The sequence below is a fragment of the Cellulomonas phragmiteti genome (assembly GCF_016862775.1).
In the GTDB taxonomy this organism is placed as follows: domain Bacteria; phylum Actinomycetota; class Actinomycetes; order Actinomycetales; family Cellulomonadaceae; genus Cellulomonas; species Cellulomonas phragmiteti.
The window spans coordinates 1-23,067 of the sequence record NZ_BONP01000018.1; the positions used below are offsets into that span (position 1 = coordinate 1).

Here is a 23,067-nt window from a genome sequence, read left to right on the forward strand (position 1 = left end):
CGGTGGTCGTCCTGCTGGCGGCGCGGGTCGGCGTCCCGGGGGTGCAGCTGGGTCCGGTCGTGACGCCTACCGTGACGGTGGGCGGCCGACCGGCGGCGGTGCGTACCGGGACGGGTCGGCGGACGCTCGCGACGGACGGTCGCCCTCGGCGCCGGGCTCGCGTCCCGAGCGCGGCGGGTCGTCGTACCGTGATGGCGGACGCCCGGCCGGGGGCGGCGGGCGCTCCTTCGGCGACGGTGGGCGCCCTGCCCGTCCGGGTACCGCCCGGACCTCGGCCGAGGGACGACGTCCTGACCGCGGAGGCCCGGACCGTCCCGTGCGCGAAGCGGCACGCGACACGCCGCGCGACGACCGCGACGTGCGCGTGCCGGACCCCGTGGTGCCCGACGACGTGACCTTCTCGCTGCTGGACCGCGACGTGCGCGGCCGGTTGCGCACGCTCAGCAAGGACAACGCCGATCGCGTCGGGCGGCACCTCGTGATGGTGGGACGCCTGCTCGACGACGACGCCGAGGCTGCGTACGAGCACGCTCAGGCCGCCGTCCGCAGGGCGGGACGCGTCGACGTGGTGCGGGAAGCAGCGGGCCTTGCCGCCTACCGCACGGGCCGGTACGCCGAGGCGCTGCGCGAGCTGCGGACCGTGCGCAGGCTGAACGGCTCGTCCGAGCACCTGGCGATCATGGCGGACGCGGAGCGGGGCCTGGGGCGGCCCGAGCGCGCCATCGCGCTCGCGCAGGAACCCGAGGCCTCGACCCTGGACGCCGACACGCAGATCGAGCTGGCCATCGTCGTCAGCGGTGCGAGGCTGGACCTGGGCCAGGCGGAGGCTGCTGTCGCGGCCCTGTCCGGCCCGTCCGTCCGTGCGGCGCGCGGCCTCGTCGCCGCCCGGGTCGCTCAGGCACGGGCGGCCGCGCTCGACGCGGCTGGACGCGCCGACGAGGCGGCGACCGAGCTCGCTGCCTACTCGCAGGAGACGCTCGACGAGTCGGCCGGGACGACCTTCGGGTACGACGAGGTCGTGGTCTACGACCTCGCCGAGGAGACGGACGGCGAGCCCGTCGACGGCGAGCCCGCCGACAGCGAGCCCGCCGACAGCGAGCCTGTCGACGTCGAGCCCGTCGACAGCGAGTCCGCCGACGTCGAGCCCGCCGACGGCGAGGCGGACGTCGACGGCACGACGGGTGACGGGGACGCCCGGTGAGCGCGCGCGGGCTGCTGAGCAGCGCGGAGCCGCTCGCGACCCGGTACGACCTCGCCCTGGTCGACCTCGACGGTGTCGCGTACCGCGGGCACGAGCCGATCGAGCACGCCGCGGACGGTCTCGCCGCCGCACGTGCGTCCGGTATGCGGCTCGTCTTCGTCACGAACAACGCGTCCCGGGAGCCCGAGGCCGTCGCCGAGCAGCTCACCGGGCTGGCGATCCCGACGCGCTCCGACGAGGTGATGACGGCTGCCCAGGCCGCGGCGGAGCTGCTCGCGACCCGCGTCCCGGCGGGGGAGCCCGTGCTCGTCGTCGGCGGTGCGGGTCTGCGCACGGCAGTCACGGCCAAGGGTTACCGCGTCGTGGCCTCGGCCGACGACGACCCCGTCGCCGTCGTGCAGGGGTTCGCGCCCGAGCTCGGGTGGGCTCAGCTCGCGGAGGCCGCCTACGCGGTGAGCCGCGGCGCGTGGCACGTCGCGTCGAACCTCGACCTCAGCCTGCCGACCGCCCGCGGCTTCGCTCCCGGCAACGGTGCGCTCGTCGGTGCGGTCAGGTCGGCCACCGGGGTCGAGCCGGCCAGCGCGGGCAAGCCGTCCCCGACGATGTACCACCTCGCGGTGCAGCGGGCGGGTGCCGCGCGCCCGCTCGTGGTGGGCGACCGCCTGGACACCGACCTCGCCGGTGCGCGGGCCGGTGACATCCCGGGGCTGCACGTCCTCACGGGTGTCAGCACGGCGCGCGACGCCGTGCTCGCCGCGCCCGGCGAACGACCCCACTACCTGGCGGCGGACCTGCGCGCGCTGCTCGTGCCGCACCCGGAGCCGGCACGGCAGGACGGGTGGTGGGTGTGCCGTGACGGGCGCGCCCGGATCGCCGCCGGAGCGCTCGAGCTGCACGGAGAGCCCATCGACCCGGTGGACCTGGTCCGCGCCGCGTGCGCAGCGACCTGGGACGCCGTCGACCGCGGGGAGAAGGTCGACCCGGCGACGGTGCCGGACCTGCTGCGCTGACGTCGCCGTGGTGCGGCCGCCCGGGGGTGGTCCGCACCGGCAGCGCCGCCTGTGGGTGGCGCACCGCCGTCGTCGCCGGCGGCAGGTAGCGTGGACGCGCGCCGCTCCGGCGAGAGGCACAGGGACGACGGAAGGACGTGACGTGAGCGAGCCCCAGCAGGGTGGCCCGGCGATCGACGCCGGGCCGGCGCCGGTCGGCGGCGCAGCTCGCGCGACCGCGTACGGAACCGCCGGCCCGCAGGCGACGGTGGACGACGCGCCGGTGACGGGTGACGACGCGGTGGACGAGGCGCTCCGGCGGCTGTCCGACCTCGCCGGTCAGGACCTGCGCCAGCAGGTCGCGGTCTTCGAGGACGTGCACGGCGCCCTGCAGGACCGGTTGGCGGACTCCGAGGGATGACGCCCACGATGACGGCTGCCCGGCTGGACGCCGAGCTCGTGCGGCGCGGGCTCGCGCGCTCGCGCGGGCACGCCTCCGACCTGATCGCCGCGGGACGGGTGCGGGTGGGTGGGACCACCGTCCGCAGGCCGGCCACCCTCGTCGACGACGGTCAGGACGTGCACGTCGAGCCCCGACCCGACGACCACGGCTACGCCTCGCGCGCTGCGCACAAGCTGGCCGACGCGCTCGACGCGTACGGACCGCAGGGCCCGCAGGTGGCCGACCGGGTGTGCCTGGACGCGGGAGCGAGCACGGGCGGCTTCACCGACGTGCTCCTGCGGCGCGGCGCGGCTCGCGTCGTCGCCGTCGACGTGGGTCACGGGCAGCTCGTGGACCGCCTGCGGCACGACCCGCGCGTCGACGTGCGCGAGCACGTCAACGTCCGGGACCTGCGCGCCGGGGACGTGCGTCCCGCGCCGGGACTCGTCGTGGCCGACCTCTCGTTCATCTCGCTGACGCTCGTGCTCGGACCCCTGCTCGCCGCGGCGAGCCCCGGCGCCGACCTGGTGCTGCTGGTCAAGCCGCAGTTCGAGGTCGGGCGCGAGCGCCTGGGGAGCGACGGCGTGGTGCGCGACCCCGCCCTGTGGCAGGCAGCGCTCACGGCGGTGTGCACGAGCACGACCGCGCTGGGCGCACGGGTGCGCGACGTCCGGCCCAGCACGTTGCCCGGCACGCACGGCAACGTCGAGTTCGTGCTGTGGGCCGTGGCGCCCGGTGGCGACCCGACCGCGCCCGTCGTCGACGTGGACCGGGCGGTGGCCGCGGCGGTCGGTCGCGCGACCGCGGAACAGGGCACCCGATGACGCGGCGCGCCCTCGTCGTGCGCCACAGCGGACGCCCGGAGGCGCTCGACGCCACCAAGGCCGTCCTGCGTGCGCTGCGGGACGCGGACGTCGAGACGGTGACCGCCTCGCAGCACACACGGGCAGAGGACCTGCCGCCTTTCGAGCTCGCCGTCGTCCTGGGCGGGGACGGCACGATCCTGCGCGCCGCCGAGCTCACCCGCGGCACGGACGTGCCGCTGCTGGGCGTCAACCTCGGCCACGTCGGCTTCCTCGCGGAGATCGAGCCGGCGGACGTCGCGACGGCGGTCCGACGGCTCACGGACGGTGACTACACCGTCGAGGAGCGCTCCACGCTCGACGTGCGGGTGATCGACGCCGCGGGCGAGGTCCTCGAGTGCTGGGCGCTCAACGAGGCGGCCCTGGAGAAGACCGACCCGGCGCGCATGATCGAGGTCGTCATCGAGGTCGACGGGCGGCCGCTGTCGTCGTTCGGCTGCGACGGGCTCGTCGCCGCGTCGGCGACGGGGTCGACCGCCCACGCCTTCTCCGCCGGCGGTCCGGTCGTGTGGCCGGACGTCCGCGGCATGGTCCTCGTGCCGCTCGCGGCCCACTCGCTGTTCGCCCGCCCGCTCGTCATGGGACCGAGCAGCGTGCTCGCGGTCGAGGTCATCGAGCGCTCGTCCTCGACCGCCGTGGTCACGTGCGACGGCCGACGCCAGCTGCCGCTCGCGCGCGGGACCCGCCTCGAGGTCCGGGTGAGCGACGTCCCGGTGCGCTTCGCGCGCCTCAACCCCGCGCCCTTCACGACCCGCCTGGTCCAGAAGTTCGACCTCCCCGTCGTGGGCTGGCGCGGCGCCCACCCCGACGACGACGAGGACGGTGCGCGGTGATCGACGAGATCCGGATCGACGACCTCGGCGTCATCGGGCGGGCGCACGTGCGTCTGGGCAGCGGGCTCACGGTGCTCACCGGTGAGACCGGGGCGGGCAAGACGATGGTGCTCACGGCGCTGGGCCTGCTGCTGGGCGGACGCGCCGACCCCGCGACGGTCCGCACGGGGGCCTCGAGCGCCGCCGTCGAGGGCAGGGTGCTGCTGCCCCCGGACTCGCCGGCGCTCGAGCGCGCGCGTGAGGCCGGCGCCGAGGTCGACGAGGACGGGACGCTCGTCGTGCTGCGCACGGTCGGGGCGGGGACCCCCGACTCCCCGGGCCGCTCGCGCGCGTACCTCGGTGGCCGCTCGGTCCCGCAGGGGCTGCTCGCCGAGATCGCCGAGGAGCTCGTGACCGTCCACGGCCAGGCCGACCAGATGCGCCTGCGGTCCGCCGCGCGGCAGCGAGCCGCCCTGGACTCCTTCGCCGGCGCGGCGCACGGTGCCGTGCTCGCGGAGCACGCGCGGGCGTGGGCGGAGCGCGCCCAGGTGCAGGCCGAGCTCGACGACCGCGTGGCGCGGGCGCAGGAGCGTGCCCGCGAGGCCGAGCTGCTGCGGCTGGGACTGGCGGAGGTGGAGCGCGTCGCCCCGCTCCCGGGCGAGGACCTCGAGCTCGCGACCGAGGCGGAGCGGCTCGGCAACGCCGAGGACCTGCGGGCCGCCGCCGCCGGTGCGCACGTCGCCCTCGTGGGGGACGAGGACGCCGCGGACGTCGGTGCCGCCGCGGTGGTGCTCGTCGAGGAGGCGCGCCGGTCGCTCGAGCTGGCCGGTCACCACGACCGTGCGCTCGCGGACCTGGCCGTGCGGGCGGCCGAGGCCGGGTACCTGCTGGCCGACCTCGCGACCGAGCTCTCCGCGTACGTCCAGGACCTGCAGGCGGACCCCGCACGCCTCGACACCGTGCAGCGCCGGCGGGCCGAGCTCACCGGTCTGACCCGCAGCTACGGGGAGGACGTCGCGGCGGTGCTCGAGTGGGCGCAGGACGCGTCGCGCCGCCTCCTGGACCTCGACGGCGGCGAGGAGCGCGTCGCCGAGCTCACGGCCGAGCGTGACCGGCTCGACGACCGCGTGCGGCGCCTCGCTGCGGACATCACCGGCACCCGCACCGACGCGGCGGTCCGTCTCGCGCAGGCGGTCACCGACGAGCTCGTCAGCCTCGCCATGGCCGGTGCCCACCTCGAGGTCGTCGTCCGGCCCGCCGACGAGCCCGGGCCGCACGGTGCGGACCACGTCGAGATGCTCCTGGTCCCGCACGCGGGCGCCCCCGCCCGCCCGCTCGGCAAGGGCGCCTCCGGTGGCGAGCTGTCGCGGGTGATGCTGGCGCTCGAGGTCGCGCTCGCGACGGCCGAGGGCTCTGGCGCGGCGACGCCCGGCACGTTCGTCTTCGACGAGGTGGATGCCGGGGTCGGCGGCCGGGCCGCCACCCAGGTGGGGGAGCGGCTCGCGCGGCTCGCGCGCGGCACGCAGGTCCTCGTCGTCACGCACCTCGCCCAGGTGGCGGCCTGCGCCGACCGGCACCTCGTCGTCACGAAGTCCGTCGCCGACGGCGTGGACGTCGTCACGGAGTCGGACGTGCGCGAGGTGGAGGGCGAGGCCAGGGTCCGCGAGCTCGCCCGGATGCTGTCCGGCCAGGACGACTCGTCGACGGCGCGCGCCCACGCGGCGGAGCTGTTGGCCCAGTCCGTGGGACGATGAGCCCCGATGAGAGTCTCCCTGCGCCGCCGCACGCCCGCGACAGATGACGCCGAGGTCGTCGGGCCCGCCCGCGTCGACCCCCGCACCAAGGGGCTGACGAAGCGGCTGAAGCCCGGTGACATCGCCGTGATCGACCACCTCGACCTGGACCGGGTGTCGGCCGAGGCGCTGGTCGCGTGCCGGCCCGCGGCCGTCCTCAACGCCGCCAGGTCCACGTCGGGCCGGTACCCCAACCTCGGCCCCGAGATCCTCGTCGAGGCGGGCATCCCGCTCGTCGACGACCTCGGCCCGGACGTCATGGCGCTCACCGAGGGCCACGTGCTCCGCGTCGTGGACGGCGCCGTCTACGACGGCGAGACGCTCGTCGCCGAAGGTGTGGCGCAGAGCGCCGAGAGCGTGGCCGCGACCATGGCGGAGGCCCGTGAAGGGCTGTCGGTGCAGCTCGAGTCGTTCGCGGCGAACACGATGGACTACCTGCGGCGCGAGCGCGAGCTGCTCCTGGACGGCGTCGGCGTGCCGGACATCGACACCCGCATCGACGGGCGCCAGGTGCTCATCGTCGTCCGGGGCTACCACTACAAGGAGGACCTGGTCACGCTGCGCCCGTACATCCGGGAGTACCGCCCGGTGCTCATCGGCGTGGACGGCGGTGCCGACGCGATCCTGGACGCCGGCTGGCGCCCCGACATGATCGTCGGGGACATGGACTCCGTGTCGGACCGCGCGCTGCAGTGCGGGGCCGAGGTCGTGGTCCACGCGTACCGGGACGGCCGCGCACCGGGGATCGCCCGGGTCGAGCAGCTCGGGGTGCCGCACGTCGTCTTCCCGGCCACGGGCACCAGCGAGGACGTCGCCATGCTGCTCGCGGACGACAAGGGCGCCGAGCTCATCGTCGCGGTGGGGACGCACGCGACGCTCGTGGAGTTCCTCGACAAGGGGCGTTCCGGCATGGCGAGCACGTTCCTCACGCGCCTGCGCGTCGGTGGCAAGCTCGTGGACGCCAAGGGCGTGTCCCAGCTGTACCAGCACCGGATCTCGAACGTGCAGCTCACGCTCCTCGTGCTGGCCGGTCTGTTCGCGCTCGGCGTCGCCCTGGCCTCGACCGCCGCCGGTCAGACCCTCTTCGGACTCGTCGGCGCGCGCGTCGACGACCTGACCTCCTGGGTGCGCGTGCTGTTCGGCGGGTCGCCGTGACCGCCCACGCCCGCCGTTCCCTCGCACGCCCCGCCGCGACCCGTCGCGCACCCGACCGAGAGCTCACCCTGTGATCGACTTCCGCTACCACATCGTCTCCCTCATCTCCGTGTTCCTCGCGCTCGCCGTCGGCATCGCGCTCGGTGCCGGGCCCCTGAAGGAGACCATCGGCGACACCCTGACGGGCCAGGTCGAGGCGCTGCGCGCCGAGAAGGAGGGGCTGCGGACGCAGCTCGACGAGACGGGCGGCGACCTCGCGGCCGCGGACGCGTTCGTGTCCGCGTCGGGCGAGCGGCTGCTCGCCGGTGCCCTGACCGACCGCCGCGTCGCGCTCGTGCTGCTCGACGAGGTGCCTGAGGAGCAGGTCACCGCCCTCACCGAGCGGCTCGCGCAGGCAGGGGCGAGCGTGTCGGCCACCGCGACCGTCAACGCGGCGTGGACGGACCCGGCGCTGGCCACGTACCGGCGCACGCTGGCCGGCACCCTCGTGTCCTACCTCGACGAGCCGCCCGCGGCCGACGCCGGGACCGAGGCCGAGCTGGCGGAGGCGCTCGTGGCCGGACTCGTCGGCGCGGACTCCGCGACGCCCGACACCCTCGCCGAGAACGCGTCGTCGCTCCTCGACGTCCTCGCCGAGGGGGACCGTGCCCTCGTCACGTTCACGCAGGACGTCACGCAGGCGGCCGACGCCGTCGTCGTCGTCTCGGGCACGGTGCCCGAGGCGGGGGACGCGACGCCGACGGCCGAGGCGACGCCCGTCACCTCCGAGCCCCGGCTCGCGCTCGTCCGTGCCGCGCAGCGGCTGTCGGAGGGCGTGGTCGTCGCGGGTGCGTCGCGTGCGGGGGACGACCTCGTGGCGGCGGTGCGGGCGGACGACGACCTCACCGGGACGGTGTCGACCGTCGCCGACGCGACGAGCGTGACGGGGCAGGTCTCCGTGCCACTGGCGCTGGCTTCCGGGATCGGCGACCGGCCCGGCCACTACGGGTACGGCGACGACCTCGCGGCGCTGCCGCCTGCCGTGCAGCTCGCGCCCGTCGACCGCACCCCGGGCGTCCCGGACGCCGGGGCGGGCGCGGGGGACGTGCCCGACGCCGAGGTGCCCGGTGACGGCGAGCAGCCCGGGGGTGAGGGGTGAGCGGCCCCCGCCGGGTCCTTGCCGCACTGGTCGCCGGCGCCGCGACGGCTGCGGCGCGCGGCGGGCTGGACTGGCAGCCGCCCGGCGGCGCGGCGACCTGGACGCGGACCAACCACCGGGGCGAGCCGGTGAGCCTCCTCGAGGGTCCCGCTGTGGCCGCCGGGGTCCTCGCCGGCGTCCTGGTCGGCAGCGACCGTCCGCGCGCGGCCGCGGCCGCCGCCATCGCCGTCACCGGGGCCGGCGCGTTCGGTCTCGTCGACGACCTCCGGGAGGACGCGAGCACGCGGGCCAAGGGGCTGCGCGGCCACCTGGGAGCGCTCGCACGCGGGCACCTCACCACCGGCGGGCTCAAGGTCCTCGGCATCGGGGCGACCGCGCTCGCGGCGGCGGCTGTGGCACCCCCGGCGGGAGGTGCAGCGGGTCGACCGCTGACCCGTGCCGCGGACACGCTCGCCTCGGCTGCGCTCGTCGCCGGCGCCGCCAACCTGCTCAACCTCCTCGACCTGCGCCCCGGGCGTGCCCTCAAGGCGGCGTCGCTCGCGGCAGCGCCGCTGGTGGCGACGCCTGGTGGCGGGGCGGCGTGCGCGGTGCTGGGTGCGGCCTCGACCGCCGTCGAGGCGGACCTCGCCGAGTCCGACATGCTCGGCGACGCCGGCGCCAACGCGCTGGGAGCCGCGCTGGGCACCGCGCTCGTGCTCGGGGCTCCCCGAGCCGTGCGGCTGACGTCGCTCGCGGTGGTGGTGGGACTGACGCTCGTCAGCGAGCGCGTCAGCTTCACGCAGGTCATCGAACGCACGCCCGTGCTGCGTGACGTCGACGCATGGGGGCGGCGCCCCGTGACGCCGCGGTCGGGCACGGGCCCGGCGACGTGACCCGCACGGACCTGCGCCGCGGGGTGCAGGGGCTCCTGGGCGCGGCGGCGATGATCGCCGTCATCACGGTGCTGTCGCGGGTGCTCGGGCTGGTGCGCGTGCTGGTGCAGGCGGGCACGGTCGGCGTCGGGGAGATCGCCGACGCGTACAACTCCGTGAACCTGCTGCCGAACATCCTGTTCGAGACCGCTGCGGGCGGTGCCCTGGCCGGTGCGGTGATCCCGCTCCTCGCTGCGCCGCTGGCCGCCGGGGACCGCGAGCGCGTCAGCCGGATCGCGTCCGCCGCCCTCGGGTGGGCCCTGTTCGTGCTGGTGCCCCTGGGGCTGCTGCTGGCGGCGTCGGCCGGCCCGATCGGCCGGCTCTTCGGTGGGGGCGACCCCGCGCTGGTCGCGGCGGCGCGGTACTTCGTGCTCGTGTTCTCCGTGCAGGTCCCGATGTACGGGATCGCGGTCCTGCTCTACGCCGTGCTGCAGGCGCACCGCCGCTTCTTCTGGCCCGCCTTCGCCCCCGTGCTGAACTCGCTGGTCGTCGTCGTCGCCTACGTCGTCTACGGGTCGATGGCCCGCGGTGAGGTGACGGACCCCTCGGCGCTCACGGCCGGAGCCCTCGAGGTGCTCGCCTGGGGGACCACCGCGGGTGTGGCCGCCATGCTCCTGCCGGTCGTGCTGCCCGTGCGCCGCCTCGGCGTGCGCCTGCGCCCGACCCTGCGGTTCCCCGGGGACAGCGGGCAGCGGTTCCGCGCGCTCGCCCTCGCGGGGGTGGCGTCGGTCGCGGCCCAGCAGCTGTCGGCCGCGGTGCTCCTGCTGCTCGCGAGCCAGCGGCTGCCGGGGAGCGTCGGCAACGGGTACTCGGCGTTCATGTACGCCCAGCAGCTCTACCTCCTGCCGTACGCCGTGCTCGTGGTGCCGCTCGCGACGTCGACGTTCCCCCGGGTCGCGACCTACGCGGCCGCGGGGGACCTGACGCGTCTCGCCCGCGTGTCGGCCGTGACGACGCGCGCGGTGCTGGCCGTGGCCACGCTGGGTACCGCCGCGATGCTGGCCGGCGGTCCGGCCCTCGCCGGTGTCTTCGCCGGGGTCGCACGGGAGTCGCAGGTGGTCGGAGGCATGACCGCGACCCTGCAGACGATGGCCCCCGGCGTGATCGGGCTCGGGGTGGTCTTCCACGTCTCGCGCACGCTGTACGCCGTCGAGCGCCCGCGCCTCGCGATCGGCGTCAACGCCGTCGCCTGGTCGGCAGTGACCGTGGCGAGCCTCCTCACGGTCCTCACCGTGCCCCCGGGTGCTGTCGTCTTCACCCGGCTGGGACTCGGGACCGCGATCGGCATGACCGTCGGTGGTCTGGTCGCGGTGCTGGTCCTCGCCCGGACCGTGGGCCCGGCCGCCCTGGCCGGGCTGGGTCGCACGACGGCCGTCGTGCTCGCGGGTGCCGGGGCCGGTGCGACGCTCGGCCGTCTGGTGTCCGACGCCGTCCTGGACCTGGTGGGCGACGACCCGTGGACGGCAGCCGCCGCGGCCGCGGGCGGTGCCGTGGTGGCAGCGGGCGTCGTGCTGTGCGCGGTCGCCCTGCTCGACCGCACGACCCTCACCGGCGTCGTGCGCGCCGAGCACGCTCCGCCGACGCCCCGCTGACGACACCGACGGCCCCGTCGTGCGCGGCGTCGACCGAACCGGGCCCGACGTCCGGTAGGGTCGAAGCCCGTGATGGATCGCGCACATCGGCTCTCCGGGCGGTCGGACTCCCTGACCCGGCACATCTTCGTCTCCGGAGGCGTCGCCTCCTCTCTGGGCAAGGGCCTGACGGCCAGCAGCCTGGGCCGACTCCTGCGATCGCGGGGCCTGCGGGTCACGATGCAGAAGCTCGATCCGTACCTCAACGTCGACCCGGGCACCATGAACCCGTTCCAGCACGGTGAGGTGTTCGTCACCGAGGACGGCGCCGAGACCGACCTGGACGTCGGCCACTACGAGCGGTTCCTCGACGTCGACCTCGTCGGCTCGGCGAACGTCACCACTGGGCAGGTGTACTCGAACGTCATCGCCAAGGAGCGGCGCGGGGAGTACCTGGGCGACACCGTGCAGGTGATCCCGCACATCACCGACGAGATCAAGGCGCGCATGCGCTCGCAGGCGTCCGACGACGTCGACGTGATCATCACGGAGATCGGCGGGACCGTCGGCGACATCGAGTCGCAGCCGTTCCTCGAGGCGGCACGTCAGGTGCGCCACGACCTGGGCCGCGACAACGTGTTCTTCCTGCACGTGTCGCTGCTGCCGTACATCGGCCCGTCGGGTGAGCTCAAGACCAAGCCGACGCAGCACTCCGTGGCGGCGCTGCGCAGCATCGGCATCCAGCCCGACGCGATCGTGCTGCGGGCCGACCGTGAGGTCCCCGAGTCGATCAAGCGCAAGATCGCGCTGTTCTGCGACGTCGACGTCGACTCCGTCGCGATCGCCAAGGACGCGCCGAGCATCTACGACATCCCCCGGGTCCTGCACTCCGAGGGGCTCGACGCCTACGTGGTGCAGCGTCTCGGGCTGCCGTTCCGCGACGTGGAGTGGAGCGGGTGGGACGCGCTCCTCACGCGCGTGCACGCCCCCGCGCACGAGCTGGAGATCGCGCTCGTCGGCAAGTACATCGACCTGCCCGACGCGTACCTGTCGGTCACCGAGGCGCTGCGCGCGGGCGGGTTCCACCACGACGCCCGCGTCACGATCCGCTGGGTGCCGTCCGACGACTGCCGGACGCCCGAGGGCGCCCAGGAGGCGCTCGGCGGGGTCGACGCGGTGCTCGTGCCCGGCGGCTTCGGCGTGCGCGGCATCGAGGGCAAGCTCGGCGCGCTGCGCTGGGCGCGCGAGCGCAAGGTCCCGACGCTGGGGCTGTGCCTGGGCCTGCAGTGCATGGTCATCGAGTACGCACGCAACGTCGCGGGGCTCGACGGGGCGTCGTCCTCCGAGTTCGACCCCGGGACGGCCCACCCCGTGATCGCGACGATGGAGGAGCAGCTCTCGATCGTCGACGGCGCGGGAGACCTGGGCGGGACCATGCGGCTGGGTGCCTACGACGCGACGCTGGCCCCCGGGTCCCTCGTGGCGGAGGTGTACGGCAGCGAGCACGTCTCGGAGCGCCACCGGCACCGGTACGAGGTGAACAACGCCTACCGGGACAGGCTCGAGGCGGCCGGGCTCGTGATCTCGGGGGTGTCGCCCGACACCTCCCTCGTCGAGTTCGTCGAGCTGCCGCGCGAGGAGCACCCCTACTACGTGGCCACGCAGGCGCACCCCGAGTTCAAGTCCCGTCCCACCCGCGCCCACCCGCTGTTCGCCGGCCTCGTCGGTGCAGCCCTCGCGGCGCGGACCGCGGGATGAGGGACGACGCGGTCGACACCCCGCGGGACCGGGAGGTCGTCGAGCACCACCTCGTGCACGCCGGCCGCGTCTGGGACCTCGTCTCGGACACGGTGCGGCTGGACGACGGGGACGTGGTGCGCGAGTACGTCGACCACCCCGGTGCCGTCGCGGTCCTGGCCCTCGACGAGCAGGACCGCGTCCTGCTGCTGTCGCAGTACCGGCACCCCGTCCGGCACGTCCTCTGGGAGCCGCCTGCCGGCCTGCTCGACGTCGCGGGCGAGGACCCCGTGACGGCGGCGGCGCGTGAGCTCGCCGAGGAGGCCGATCTGGTCGCCGGGCGGTGGTGGCACCTGCTCGACTACTTCAGCTCCCCGGGGGGCTCGAGCGAGCGGATCTCCCTGTACCTCGCCCGGGACCTGACTCCGGTGCCGGAGGCCGACCGGTACGAGCGGGGTGAGGAGGAGGCGGACATGGTGGCGACGTGGCTTGACCTGGACGACGCGGTCGCCGGTGTCCTCGCCGGCCGCTTGCACTGCCCCACCACGGTGGCGGGGGTGCTGGCGGTCGTCGCCGCACGGTCGGCCGGCTGGTCGGGACTCGTCGAGGTGGCTCCGCGCTGAGGTCGGTCGCACGGTCGCGCACCGTCAAGCCGTTGTTCTCCGAATGTTCTGGTCCACATTTCGGAGCCGGGGTTCCTCCTGCTGGGGCGGGCCGCTAGCGTCGCTCCCGCGAGTCGCACGACCCCTCCGTTCCGTGGGGTCGTCGGCCGCCGAAACAGGGGGCAACGATGAACATCTTCAGCGGCGGCGACGCCGAACAGTTGACGGGGTGGCGTCACGACGCCTACCAGCAGTTCAAGCAGCGGATGCTCGATCCGCAGCAGCCGTTCCCGTGCATCTTCGGGGTCGAGGCTGTCGTGCGCAGCACGCTGCGCTACGCGTTCGTGGACGACGCGGCGGGGCAGGCGCACGGCCTGGCTGCTGCCCTGTCCGACTTCACGCAGGTCAGCGCCTCGCTCGGCAAGCGCACCTCGCTCGTGTGCTTCTTCGAGAGCTGGTCGCAGGAGCGCTCCCACGAGGCGTACCACGACCACTTCTGGGATCTCCTGCGGCAGGTCTCCGCACTCGACGTGCAGGAGTGGCCGCAGGGGATCAGCGCGGACACCGACGACCCGTCCTTCGAGTGGGCCTTCGGGGGCGAGCCGATGTTCGTCGTCGTGAACACCGACCTGCACGAGAAGCGGCGCAGCCGCGCGTTCGACCGCGTCGCGATCACGTTCCAGCCGCGGTTCGTCTTCGACGACATCGCCGCCGGCACGGTCAAGGGCGACGAGGCGCGCCGCCTCATCCGGGCACGTCTGAGCGACTACGACGACGCGCCGGTGACGCCTCTGCTCGGCAGCTTCGGCGACGACGCCAACCGCGAGTGGCAGCAGTACTACCTCGACGACGGGCAGGACGTCGCCGCGCTGCGGACCTGCCCGGTCACCGGGTTCCGTGCGCTCGCCACCGAGGGGGTGAGCTGACGTGCCGCAGCCGACCATCACCCAGGACCGCATCGCGGGCGTCGAGGCGGCCCTCGCCGCCTACGCCCCCGAGCAGGGCGGGATCGAGTACCAGCGGGACCTGCCGGGCAAGATCCACGACTGGCACAGCCACGACGTGCACGAGCGGCTCGTCGTGCTGAGCGGTTCCATGCGCCTGTCGTGGTTCGACCCGACGGGCGCCGTGCAGCACGCCGCCGTGCAGACGGGGCACCGCATCGAGCTGCCGGCCGGCACCGTCCACCGCTCCGTCGCGGACGGCGAGGGGTGCTGCTACCTCATCTGTCCGGAGGGAGGACGGGCGGCGGTCACGACGTCCCACCCGACACTCGCGCAGCCGTGACGGCGACGTCTGCGCCACCCGTGCTGCGGCTGCGGGTGGCGGACAAGCGTGTGCTCTCGCGCAGCGCGGTGAGCGTCGACCTGGTCCCGGAGCTCACCACCGAGCTCACCGACTACCGTCCGGGCCAGTTCCTCACGCTGCTGGTGCCGCACGGCGACGGGGCTCATGTCGAGCGCTCGTACTCGCTGTCGAGCTCTCCCGACGTCGACGCGCGGATGTCCATCACCGTCGCACGTGTGCCCGGTGGTCGCGGGTCGTCGTGGATCCACGACGACCTGGGACCCGAGGACGTCGTGCAGGCGCGGCCTCCGGCCGGGCGCTTCGTGCCCCGGTGCCTCGACGAGTCCGTCGTGATGGTGGCGGCCGGCACGGGCATCGCGCCGGTGTTCTCGATCATCAAGTCCGTGCTGGCCGCGGGCCGTGGTCGGGTGGACCTGCTGCACCTGGCGCGCGATGCGGAGCACCTGTACTTCCGCAGCGAGCTCGCCGCGCTCGCGCAGGCGCACCCGGACCGCCTCACGGTGACGGCGTGGCTCAGCGGAGCACAGGGACGGCTCACCGAGGCGCACCTGCGCGAGCAGCTCGCACCGCACACGTCGCGTCGGCTGTTCGTCTGCGGTCCGGTGTCCCTGATGTCGAGGGTCGTCTCGGTCGCGACGTCCCTGGGCTACCCGCCCGGGCGCATCTCGACCGAGGAGTTCGTCGCCCAGGGTGCCGGCGCGCCCACGGTGCCCGGTGAGCGGGGCGACGCCTCCGTGCTCTCGGCGACGTACGGGGGGACGCGCTACACCGTGGCGTCGGCGGTGGGCGAGCGGGTCCTGGACGCGCTGCTGGCCGCGGGCGTCCCCGCCCCGTTCAGCTGCCGTGCCGGGATCTGCTCCGCCTGCCGCTGCACCGTCGTGCGCGGCGAGGTCACGATGCTCCGCGACGACGGGCTGGACGAGGAGGAGCGCGCCGCCGGCTACCACCTGGCGTGCCAGTCCGTCGTCCTGGGAGGCGACGTCCACGTGGACTTCGACGCGCAGGCGCCGTGACGCCGCCCGGCCGCCCCGTACCCCCGGCGCCCCGTGCGGCGCCCACACCCACAGCACCACAGGAGGCACAGATGGACGCGGAGCCGTTGCTGGCGATCGTCGGCCAGGTCCCGCGCGCGTTCCGCGAGTACGCGCTCGCGGGCGCACGGCACGCCGCGCGCGTGTGGCTCGTGACGCCGAGCGCGCAGGCGTGGCACGGCGGCTACTGCGAGCGGGTCGAGGAGGTCGACCTCGACGGCGCGCACGCGCTGCGGGAGGTGAGCGCGCTGCTCGCCGGCCAGGTCGACGGCGTGCTGACCTTCGACGAGCGCTACGTCGAGCTGACGGCGGCCCTGGTCGAGCGTCTGGGCCTGCCGGGAGCGACGGTCGAGGCGGTCCGCGTGCTCAAGGACAAGGCGGCGCTGCGCGAGGCCACGGCCGGACGGCCGTACGCGGTGCGGTTCGGGATCGCGCGCACCGTGGCGGAGGCGCACCGGGTCGTCGCGTCGATCGGCTACCCGGTCGTCCTCAAGCCACGTGCGCTCGGGGGCAGCATCGGGGTGGTGAAGGTCGACGGGCCCAGCGGGCTCGACGCGGCGTTCCGGCTCGCGGACGGCGCCCGCGTCGGTGACCTCGCGAGCGCCCACGCCGGTGTGCTGGTCGAGGAGTTCGTCGACGGTCCCGAGATCAGCATCGACGCGTCGGTGTCCGGGGGGCGGACGCACGTCCACTTCGTGGCCGACAAGCTGCTCGGGCCCGAGCCGTACTTCGAGGAGGTCGGGCACGTCGTGCCGTCGGCGGTCGGCGACCTCCAGGAGGTGCTCGACACCGTCGAGGACGTCCACCGGCTCAGCGGCTTCGACGACGGCGTGAGCCACGTCGAGCTGCGCCTGACCGACCGGGGACCGCGGCTCATCGAGGCGAACGCCCGCCTGGGCGGCGACCTCATCCCGTACCTGGGGCTGCGGGCGACCGGCGTCGACCTCGCGCGGGTCGCCGCGCAGATCGCCGTCGGACGCCCGGTGCCCGTCGAGGCCGCGCGGGACGACGCGGCGGCCGTGCGGTTCGTCTACGCCGACCGGCCGCTCGTCCTGGCCGGCGTCACGTGGCCCGAGGCCGCACACCCCGGGGTGGAGGTGGAGCGCGCCGGGCTGCTGGCCCCGGGGTCGTGGACCGCGCCACCGCCCGACGCGTTCCTGTCCCGGGTGGCGTACGTGCTGGCCCACGGGTCCGACCGCGACCTCGTGGTCGGCGCCGTCGAGCGCGAGGCCGGTGCGGTGCGCGTGGACGGGGAGCAGGCACGTGTCTGAGCCGCGGACCGGGGTGGTCGCGGCGCTGCGCCAGGCGCCGTCGGCCCTGTACGTCCTGGGTGCCGCCACGTTCGTCAGCCGCTCGGGCGGGTTCCTGGCGATCTTCGGGTCGATCTACCTGACGTCGCTCTCGATCACCCCGGCGCAGGTGGTCGCCGTCCTGACCGCGGTCGGGGTGGCGGGGATGCTCGGGTCGCTCGCCAGCGGACGGCTCGCGGACCGGTTCTCCGCCCGGAGCGTGCTCGTCGTCGTCTCGGCGACCAACGCCGTCGTGCTCGTGGTGCTCGCGACGAGCTCCGACGTGACGACGGCCCTGGTGTCGATGGTCCTGGCGGCCTCCCTCACCCAGTCGTTCGTGCCGCCCGCGGCTGCGGTGGTGGGGAACCTCGCGCCCGACGCGTCGACCCGCACGCCGTTCTTCGCGTTCTTCCGGCTGTTCCTCAACGTCGGCGCGACGGCCAGCCCCCTGATCGCGGTGGTGCTCGGGGAGACGCAGTTCTCGCGGCTCTTCTGGTACAGCGCGGCGGCCAACCTGGTCGTCGCGGTCCTGCTGGCGACGACCCTGCGCGTCCCTCCCGTCGACGTGGTCGTCCCGGCCGGGGGGACCGGTGCGCCGGAGGCCGCGTCGGCCGCGCTGCGCAGCGAGTCGCGTGCGCGCTGGGTGCGGGCCGTGCTCCTGTTCGCCGTGCTCGGCGTCGTCGCCGGCATCTACGCGCAGTACCAGTCGACGCTGCCGCTGCGCATCCGCGACGAGCACGAGGCGCTCACCCTGTACAGCACGCTGATCGTGCTCAACTCGGTGCTCGTCATCGTCGGAGAGCTCCCCGTGAGCACGCTGACGCGGCGGTTCCCGCTGCGCTGGCCGCTCGCGGGGGGAGTGCTGGCGATGACCGTCGGCCTCGCCGCCTCCGGCCTGCTGGCCGGCTGGCCCGTGTGGCTGGTCGTCGCCGGACTGCTCTTCACGTTCGGCGAGATGGTCTTCGCACCGGTGACGAACACCGCGGCGGCCGCGATGGCGCCGCCGGGCCGCGCGGGGACCTACCAGGGCTACCTCAGCTCGGCGCAGGCTCTCGGGTTCGCCCTCGGTCCTGCGGCCGGCGTGGCCCTGTACTTCGGCCTCGGCGTCGGAGCGTGGGGGGTGCTGCTGGCCGTCGGCGTCGGGTGCGCGGTCCTCCTGACGGTCGTCCTGCGACCACGCGCGGACGCCCGCGACGAGCCCGTCCCTGCACCCCTCACCGCCACCGGGAGCGAACGTTGAGCACCGCCACGCCACCGCGCACCGCGCACGTCCTGGTCGTCGACCCCGTGAGCACGGGCCGGATGTACGCCCCGCTGCTGCTCGCGGCGGGCGCGACCGTCAGCGAGGTGCTCACGCCCCGCAGCGCCCGGCTGGGTCGCCCGCCGGCTCACCCGGGCCTGTCCCACCGCGTCGTCCTCGCCGACGGCGTCGAGGTCGGGGACGTGGTCGAGCGGTGCCGCACCTGGGGGGTGGACCGAGTGGTCGCCGGCTCCGAGCCCGGCGTCCCGCTCGTCGCGCTCCTCGACCGGGCCCTGCGCGGCGTCGAGCTTCCCGCTGCCGGCGGCCGTGCGCTGTACGACAAGGCCGCCACGGCGCAGGCCCTCGAGCGCGACGGCGTGCCCGCGCTGGCGTCGGCGGCGCTGTCGTCGCTCGAGCAGGGCGACGCGTTCTTCGACGAGTTCGACTTCACCACCGGGAGCCTCGTGCTCAAGCCGACGGTGAGCGCGGGGTCGGTCGGCGTCGTGCGCGTCGACTCGGCACCCGCCGCAGCGCGGGCGCTGCGCGGCCTGCTGGGGGGATCGAGCTCGTTCGGCGAGCCCGTCGACCTCGTCCTCGCCCAGGAGTTCATCGGCGGCGAGGAGTACGTGGTCGACACCTACTCCTACGGCGGCCGGCACACGGTCGCCAACGTGTGCGTCTACACCAAGGTGCTCTCCCGCGCCGGGCACTTCGTCTACCGCGGTGTGCGGTGGTTGCCGCCCGACGCACCGGAGGTCCGGCAGGTCGTGGACCACACCCGTGCGGTGCTCGACGCGGTCGGTCGCACCGACGGGTGCACGCACCTCGAGATCATCGCGGACGGCGACCGCCTGCGCCTCATCGACCTCGGTGCCCGGGCGCACGGCGCCGGGCACCCGGAGAAGACCTACCTGCTCACCGGCGACTCCCAGGTGCACCGCGAGGTGGCGCACCTCGTGCACGGGACGGTGCCGCCCGACGACTACACGCTCGCCCGTCGGGGGCGGATCGTCTTCTTCGACCGCGAGGAGCGGTCCGTCGTCGTCCGGGAGGATCCCGCTGCCGCGTTCGACGGGGTGCCCGCCGTCGAGTCGCTGACCCTGCTCGTGCAGCCGGGCGACGTCGTCCCGCCGACCGTCGACCTCGCCGACGGGCTGGCGATCGGCATGTGCTTCCTCGTCGCGGACTCCGAGCACGAGCTCGACGCGGCCGAGGAGCAGGTGCGCCACGTCGTGGACGGGCTGTTCGCGCCGGTGCCGTGAGCCGGTGACGGACGTCAGCGCCCGCCGACGTCCGTCACCGGGCTGCCACCCCGGACGCGCAGCGTCCCGAGGAAGGTCGCGAGCATCGCCGTGAGGCCGGCCGCCCCCAGCATGTGCAGGTTGACGAGCGCGATGGGCAGTCCGGTGAGGACCTGCACGTACCCGACCGCGCCCTGGGCGAGCGTCACGACGAGCAGCGCCGTGCCGGAACGCAGCGGCCGTGCCGCTGCGGTGCGGGGCGCACGCGCGAGCAGGACGAGGACGGCGACGAGCGCCCCGACGAACGCCCACACGGCCAGCGCGTGCCACCGCGCCATGGCGTAGGGGTCGACCGCGAACCGGTACCCCACCTCGTCGTCGCCCGAGTGCGGGCCCGCGCCCGTCACGACGACGCCGAGCACCAGCACGACCACGCCGAGGACCACCAGGGCGCGGGCGAGGGCGCGGACCCGGCTCTCGACGAGCGGCGTCGGCGGGCCGTCGCCCTCGCGCGTCCGGACCAGCAGCCACGCCGACGCGGCGATCAGCACCATCGAGATGAGGAAGTGCGACCCGACGACGGCCGGGTGCAGCTCGACGAGGACCGTGATCCCGCCGACGACGGCCTGGACCGCGACGCCCACCAGCGGTGCCCACGCCAGGAGCCGGTAGCCGCGCGACCGTGCGCGGTCCCGACCTGCCAGCAGCGCGACGGCCAGGGCGAGCACCACGAGGACACCGGTCAGGGTGCGGTTGCCGTACTCCAGCGCGGCGTGGATCGACATCTCGGCGTGGAACTCCGGAGCGAACTGGCCGGGCTCGCACTCCGGCCACGTCGAGCAGCCCAGGCCGGACGACGTCAGGCGGACCGCGCCGCCGGTCACCACGATGAGGACCTGCGCGACGAGGTTCGCGACGACCGCGCGGGTCGTCCAGCGCGGGCGCAGCCTCCCGAGCAGGCTCGACGACGACGGCGAGGTGGGGGCGGGTGCGGTGCCGGTCACGTGGTCCAGGGTAGGTCGCGAGGGCGGCCCCGAGGGCGCGTGCACGCGCTCCGGCGGTGCGGCGTGCGTCTCACCGTGGCTCAGTGCCAGCGGAAGAACCGCGCCGCCAGCGCTCCGAGCCCGACGGCCCAGGCCGCGAGGACGAGCACGGGCAACAGGGGCAGGCTGCCGTCGAGCAGGGCGCCGCGCAGGACGTCGCCGAACGCCCCGGACGGCAGCCACGACGCGAGCGCGGCGAACGGGCCGGGCAGGCGGTCGGCGGGCACGATGACCCCGCCGCCGAGGGCCAGGACCAGCAGCAGGAGGTTCGCCAGCGCGAGCACGGCTTCGGCCCGCAGCGTCCCCGCGACCAGCAGCGCGAGCGCCGTGAACGCGGCGGTCCCCAGCACCACGCCGACGAGCGCGAGCACGACGCCCGCGACGCCGGGGCGCCACCCGAGCACGACGGCAGCGGCGCCCAGCAGCAGCACCTGCACGGCCTCGACGGCCAGCACCCCGAGGACCTTGCCGGCCAGGAGCCCGCCGCGACCGAGCGGGGTCGTCGCCAGCAGGCGCAGCACGCCGTTGCGCCGGTCGAACCCCGTGGCGATGGCCTGCGAGGTGAAGGACGCGGTCATCACGGCCAGCGCGAGCACGCCCGGCGTGAGGAAGTCGACGCGCGAGGAGCCGGCGGTGTCGATCTCGACGAACGTCCCCTGCACGAGCCCGACGAGCGCGAGCACGGGGATGACGACGGCGACGAGCACCTGCTCGCCGTTGCGCAGGATCATGCGCGCCTCGAACCCGGCCTGGGCGAGCACCCGGCGGGCGCCCGGCGCCGCCGCGTGGCGGCCCGGTGCCGGGTGTCCGGCGGGGGCGGTCATCGCAGGCTCCGTCCGGTGAGGTCGAGGAAGACGTCCTCGAGCGTGCGCCGCCCGAGGTCGAGGCGTGTGACGAGCACGTCCTGCGCGGCGAGCCACGCCGTGACCGTGGCGACGGTCGACGGGGTCACCTCGCCGGTGACGGCCAGCGACGTGGCGGAGCGGTGCTCGACGGCGTACGACGGTCCCAGGCGCTCGCGCAGGCCGGTGGCGGCGACGTCGTGGGCCGTGTGCACGACGAGGGTCGCGGCGCCCCGGCGGTCGACGTCGGTCGCCAGCAGCTCGGGGACGCTGCCCTGCGCGATGACGGTGCCGTGGTCGACGACGACGACGTGGTCGGCCAGGTCCTCGGCCTCCTCCATGAGGTGGGTGGTGAGGATCACGGCGGCACCCTCGTCGCGCAGCTCGCGGACGAGCTGCCAGACGGCGAGACGGGACTGGGGGTCCATGCCCGCGCTCGGCTCGTCGAGGAAGACCACGCGGGGGCGGCCGACGACCGCGACGGCCAGCGCGAGCCGTTGCCGCTGGCCGCCCGAGAGGCGGCGCACGGTGGTCCGCGCGAACCCGTCGAGGCCGAGGCGCTCGGCCAGCGCGTCGGTGTCCCACGGGTCGGCGTACATGCGGGCGACGTGGTCGAGCATCTCGCGTGCCCGCACCCCCGTCGGCAGGCCGCCGTCCTGGAGCATGACACCGACGAGCGGACGCAGGGCCGCACCGTCCGCGACGGGGTCGAGCCCCAGGACCCGGACCGTGCCGGCGTCGGGCGGGCGCAGGCCCTCGCAGCACTCGACCGTGGTCGTCTTGCCGGCCCCGTTGGGGCCCAGGACCGCGGTGACGCGGCCGGCGGCGGCGGACAGGTCGAGCCCGTCGACGACCGCGCGTCCGTCGTACCTCTTGACGAGGCCGCGGACCTCGACGGCGGGGGAGTGCGGCACGGGGCGCGAGTCTAGGTGGTCGCGGTCCCGGCGCGCGTCGCGGTCGCTGCGTGTCCTGGTGGTGGACACCTTGCGCGGCGGGTGGTGCGGGCGCCCTACGGTACGCCGCCAGGGGGCGCGTCCGGATCGTCCCGTCTGTCCGAGCCAGGCCGGGGAGGCCCCGTGGTCCCGTACCGCATCGACACCGTGACGCTGCGGGAGGTCCCGCAGGACGTGAGGGCGACCTGGGAGCACGTGGAGCAGCTGGAGCGTCGCGGACCCGACGGTGACGGCGAGCGCGTCGTGTGGCTGCGGATCCTCGGTGCGCTCGTCTCGGCCGAGCAGCTCGCGTGGTCCGACGTGGTCCGGCACGGCGGGCCCGCGTCGCTCGGCGACGTGCCGCGACCCGGTGGCCCCGACGTCCCGGCAGCGGCGTGGCGGCCGCTGCTGCGCCTCGCCCAGGTCCTGCACTGGCGGGGTCGCCTCGACGCCGCGGACCTCGTGGTGGACGCGGTGCGCCGCGCGGCCCAGGGTGCCGCGGTCGCCGAGGGCGTCGACGACGCGACCCTGCGTGACTGCTCGGCGGTCCTCGCGTTCGCCGACCAGGGGCAGGGCAAGGTGCGGTACGACGCCGGCCGGTGCGGCGAGGCCGCCCAGCTGTTCGCGTCGGCGCTCGAGCGGCGCACGCGCGACGGCGCACCGGCCGACCAGGTCGACGCGAGCAGGACCGCGCTCGCGGCGGCGTCGGCGCGGGTCGCCCACCCGACGGCGGGGGTCGCTGCCGGCGTCTGAGCCGGCCCGTCGGCCCGGACGGCCGGCACGTGGGACCGGGCAGGAAGGCTCGCCTTGCTTGCGGGGATGGATTTCGGCAACAAGGATGTTGCCGATATCGAGCGCTGCTGTGCGCTCGTCGCGGTGGGCCCGGTCCGGGCCGCGCGCCGCGCCCACGTCGCCGCTCGGGGAGGT

At 75.2% G+C, this 23,067-nt stretch carries 22 protein-coding genes; 19 read left to right on the plus strand and 3 right to left on the minus strand.

Annotated elements, in window-relative coordinates; all coding sequences use genetic code 11:
- Positions 1-316 precede the first annotated feature (316 nt).
- The 18 genes from Cph01nite_RS13770 (at position 317) to Cph01nite_RS13855 (ending at position 19,344) form a co-directional block, all read left to right on the plus strand.
- A complete protein-coding gene (locus tag Cph01nite_RS13770; RefSeq protein WP_239069267.1) occupies positions 317-1,201 on the plus strand; it encodes a hypothetical protein in 885 nt (294 codons plus the stop codon).
- Positions 1,198-2,211 (plus strand): HAD-IIA family hydrolase, encoded by a 1,014-nt coding sequence (locus tag Cph01nite_RS13775; RefSeq protein WP_203675126.1) that lies wholly within the window; start codon positions 1,198-1,200, stop codon positions 2,209-2,211. Before Cph01nite_RS13770 ends, Cph01nite_RS13775 begins: the two co-directional genes overlap by 4 nt.
- Positions 2,212-2,353: 142 nt before the next feature.
- Positions 2,354-2,611 (plus strand): hypothetical protein, encoded by a 258-nt coding sequence (locus tag Cph01nite_RS13780; RefSeq protein WP_203675269.1) that lies wholly within the window; start codon positions 2,354-2,356, stop codon positions 2,609-2,611.
- Complete coding sequence (locus tag Cph01nite_RS13785; protein WP_203675128.1) at positions 2,608-3,456, plus strand: TlyA family RNA methyltransferase; 849 nt, start codon at positions 2,608-2,610, stop codon at positions 3,454-3,456. The genes Cph01nite_RS13780 and Cph01nite_RS13785 overlap by 4 nt, the downstream gene beginning before the upstream one ends.
- Positions 3,453-4,328 carry an NAD kinase gene (locus tag Cph01nite_RS13790; protein ID WP_203675130.1) on the plus strand — a complete coding sequence of 292 codons (876 nt, stop codon included), beginning with the start codon at positions 3,453-3,455 and terminating at the stop codon, positions 4,326-4,328. The genes Cph01nite_RS13785 and Cph01nite_RS13790 overlap by 4 nt, the downstream gene beginning before the upstream one ends.
- Complete coding sequence (gene recN / locus Cph01nite_RS13795; protein ID WP_203675132.1) at positions 4,325-6,061, plus strand: DNA repair protein RecN; 1,737 nt, start codon at positions 4,325-4,327, stop codon at positions 6,059-6,061. Before Cph01nite_RS13790 ends, recN begins: the two co-directional genes overlap by 4 nt.
- Positions 6,062-6,067: 6 nt before the next feature.
- Positions 6,068-7,255: a putative cytokinetic ring protein SteA gene (steA, locus tag Cph01nite_RS13800; RefSeq protein ID WP_203675134.1), complete on the plus strand. Its 1,188-nt coding sequence runs from the start codon at positions 6,068-6,070 to the stop codon at positions 7,253-7,255.
- Between the two features lie 70 nt (positions 7,256-7,325).
- The gene (locus tag Cph01nite_RS13805; RefSeq protein ID WP_203675136.1) at positions 7,326-8,393 is read left to right on the plus strand and encodes a copper transporter; all 1,068 of its coding nucleotides are present in this window, start codon (positions 7,326-7,328) and stop codon (positions 8,391-8,393) included.
- Positions 8,390-9,265, plus strand: a complete 876-nt coding sequence (locus tag Cph01nite_RS13810) for a hypothetical protein (protein ID WP_203675138.1) — start codon at positions 8,390-8,392, stop codon at positions 9,263-9,265. Before Cph01nite_RS13805 ends, Cph01nite_RS13810 begins: the two co-directional genes overlap by 4 nt.
- Positions 9,214-10,896 (plus strand): murein biosynthesis integral membrane protein MurJ, encoded by a 1,683-nt coding sequence (murJ, locus tag Cph01nite_RS13815; protein ID WP_203675140.1) that lies wholly within the window; start codon positions 9,214-9,216, stop codon positions 10,894-10,896. The genes Cph01nite_RS13810 and murJ overlap by 52 nt, the downstream gene beginning before the upstream one ends.
- 72 nt (positions 10,897-10,968) lie before the next feature.
- Positions 10,969-12,633 carry a CTP synthase gene (pyrG, locus tag Cph01nite_RS13820; protein WP_275407405.1) on the plus strand — a complete coding sequence of 555 codons (1,665 nt, stop codon included), beginning with the start codon at positions 10,969-10,971 and terminating at the stop codon, positions 12,631-12,633.
- On the plus strand, positions 12,630-13,235 hold the full coding sequence (locus Cph01nite_RS13825) for an NUDIX domain-containing protein (RefSeq protein ID WP_203675142.1): 606 nt from the start codon (positions 12,630-12,632) through the stop codon (positions 13,233-13,235). The genes pyrG and Cph01nite_RS13825 overlap by 4 nt, the downstream gene beginning before the upstream one ends.
- 167 nt (positions 13,236-13,402) lie before the next feature.
- The gene (locus Cph01nite_RS13830) at positions 13,403-14,140 is read left to right on the plus strand and encodes a YqcI/YcgG family protein (RefSeq protein WP_203675144.1); all 738 of its coding nucleotides are present in this window, start codon (positions 13,403-13,405) and stop codon (positions 14,138-14,140) included.
- 1 nt (position 14,141) lies between these two features.
- Complete coding sequence (locus Cph01nite_RS13835; protein ID WP_203675146.1) at positions 14,142-14,501, plus strand: cupin domain-containing protein; 360 nt, start codon at positions 14,142-14,144, stop codon at positions 14,499-14,501.
- Complete coding sequence (locus Cph01nite_RS13840) at positions 14,498-15,535, plus strand: iron-sulfur cluster-binding domain-containing protein (RefSeq protein ID WP_203675148.1); 1,038 nt, start codon at positions 14,498-14,500, stop codon at positions 15,533-15,535. Before Cph01nite_RS13835 ends, Cph01nite_RS13840 begins: the two co-directional genes overlap by 4 nt.
- A 71-nt stretch (positions 15,536-15,606) precedes the next feature.
- Complete coding sequence (locus Cph01nite_RS13845) at positions 15,607-16,824, plus strand: ATP-grasp domain-containing protein (RefSeq protein ID WP_203675150.1); 1,218 nt, start codon at positions 15,607-15,609, stop codon at positions 16,822-16,824.
- Entirely contained in the window at positions 16,817-18,082 is a 1,266-nt protein-coding gene (locus tag Cph01nite_RS13850) for an MFS transporter (RefSeq protein ID WP_203675152.1), read from the plus strand. The genes Cph01nite_RS13845 and Cph01nite_RS13850 overlap by 8 nt, the downstream gene beginning before the upstream one ends.
- Complete coding sequence (locus Cph01nite_RS13855; RefSeq protein WP_203675154.1) at positions 18,079-19,344, plus strand: ATP-grasp domain-containing protein; 1,266 nt, start codon at positions 18,079-18,081, stop codon at positions 19,342-19,344. Before Cph01nite_RS13850 ends, Cph01nite_RS13855 begins: the two co-directional genes overlap by 4 nt.
- 14 nt (positions 19,345-19,358) lie before the next feature.
- Here the strand turns inward: Cph01nite_RS13855 and Cph01nite_RS13860 are convergent, their stop codons facing one another.
- The 3 genes from Cph01nite_RS13860 to Cph01nite_RS13870 all read right to left on the minus strand — a co-directional run bounded on the left by Cph01nite_RS13860 (position 19,359) and on the right by Cph01nite_RS13870 (position 22,122).
- Positions 19,359-20,327: a COX15/CtaA family protein gene (locus tag Cph01nite_RS13860; protein WP_203675156.1), complete on the minus strand. Its 969-nt coding sequence runs from the start codon at positions 20,325-20,327 to the stop codon at positions 19,359-19,361.
- An 80-nt stretch (positions 20,328-20,407) separates the two neighbouring features.
- The gene (locus tag Cph01nite_RS13865) at positions 20,408-21,190 is read right to left on the minus strand and encodes an ABC transporter permease (RefSeq protein WP_203675158.1); all 783 of its coding nucleotides are present in this window, start codon (positions 21,188-21,190) and stop codon (positions 20,408-20,410) included.
- Positions 21,187-22,122 (minus strand): ABC transporter ATP-binding protein, encoded by a 936-nt coding sequence (locus tag Cph01nite_RS13870; protein ID WP_203675160.1) that lies wholly within the window; start codon positions 22,120-22,122, stop codon positions 21,187-21,189. Before Cph01nite_RS13870 ends, Cph01nite_RS13865 begins: the two co-directional genes overlap by 4 nt.
- A 162-nt stretch (positions 22,123-22,284) precedes the next feature.
- Between Cph01nite_RS13870 and Cph01nite_RS13875 the strand changes: the two genes are divergently transcribed.
- Positions 22,285-22,893: a hypothetical protein gene (locus Cph01nite_RS13875; protein WP_203675162.1), complete on the plus strand. Its 609-nt coding sequence runs from the start codon at positions 22,285-22,287 to the stop codon at positions 22,891-22,893.
- Positions 22,894-23,067 lie beyond the last annotated feature (174 nt).

Excerpts from the sequence above, each read along its gene's own strand:
- Cph01nite_RS13785 (WP_203675128.1), top strand. The coding sequence starts at position 2,608 with ATGACGCCCACGATGACGGCTGCCCGGCTGGACGCCGAGCTCGTGCGG.
- Cph01nite_RS13790 (WP_203675130.1), top strand. The coding sequence starts at position 3,453 with ATGACGCGGCGCGCCCTCGTCGTGCGCCACAGCGGACGCCCGGAGGCG.
- steA (WP_203675134.1), top strand. The coding sequence starts at position 6,068 with ATGAGAGTCTCCCTGCGCCGCCGCACGCCCGCGACAGATGACGCCGAG.
- murJ (WP_203675140.1), top strand. The coding sequence starts at position 9,214 with ATGGGGGCGGCGCCCCGTGACGCCGCGGTCGGGCACGGGCCCGGCGAC.
- pyrG (WP_275407405.1), top strand. The coding sequence starts at position 10,969 with ATGGATCGCGCACATCGGCTCTCCGGGCGGTCGGACTCCCTGACCCGG.
- Cph01nite_RS13825 (WP_203675142.1), top strand. The coding sequence starts at position 12,630 with ATGAGGGACGACGCGGTCGACACCCCGCGGGACCGGGAGGTCGTCGAG.
- Cph01nite_RS13830 (WP_203675144.1), top strand. The coding sequence starts at position 13,403 with ATGAACATCTTCAGCGGCGGCGACGCCGAACAGTTGACGGGGTGGCGT.
- Cph01nite_RS13845 (WP_203675150.1), top strand. The coding sequence starts at position 15,607 with ATGGACGCGGAGCCGTTGCTGGCGATCGTCGGCCAGGTCCCGCGCGCG.
- Cph01nite_RS13865 (WP_203675158.1), bottom strand. The coding sequence starts at position 21,190 with ATGACCGCCCCCGCCGGACACCCGGCACCGGGCCGCCACGCGGCGGCG.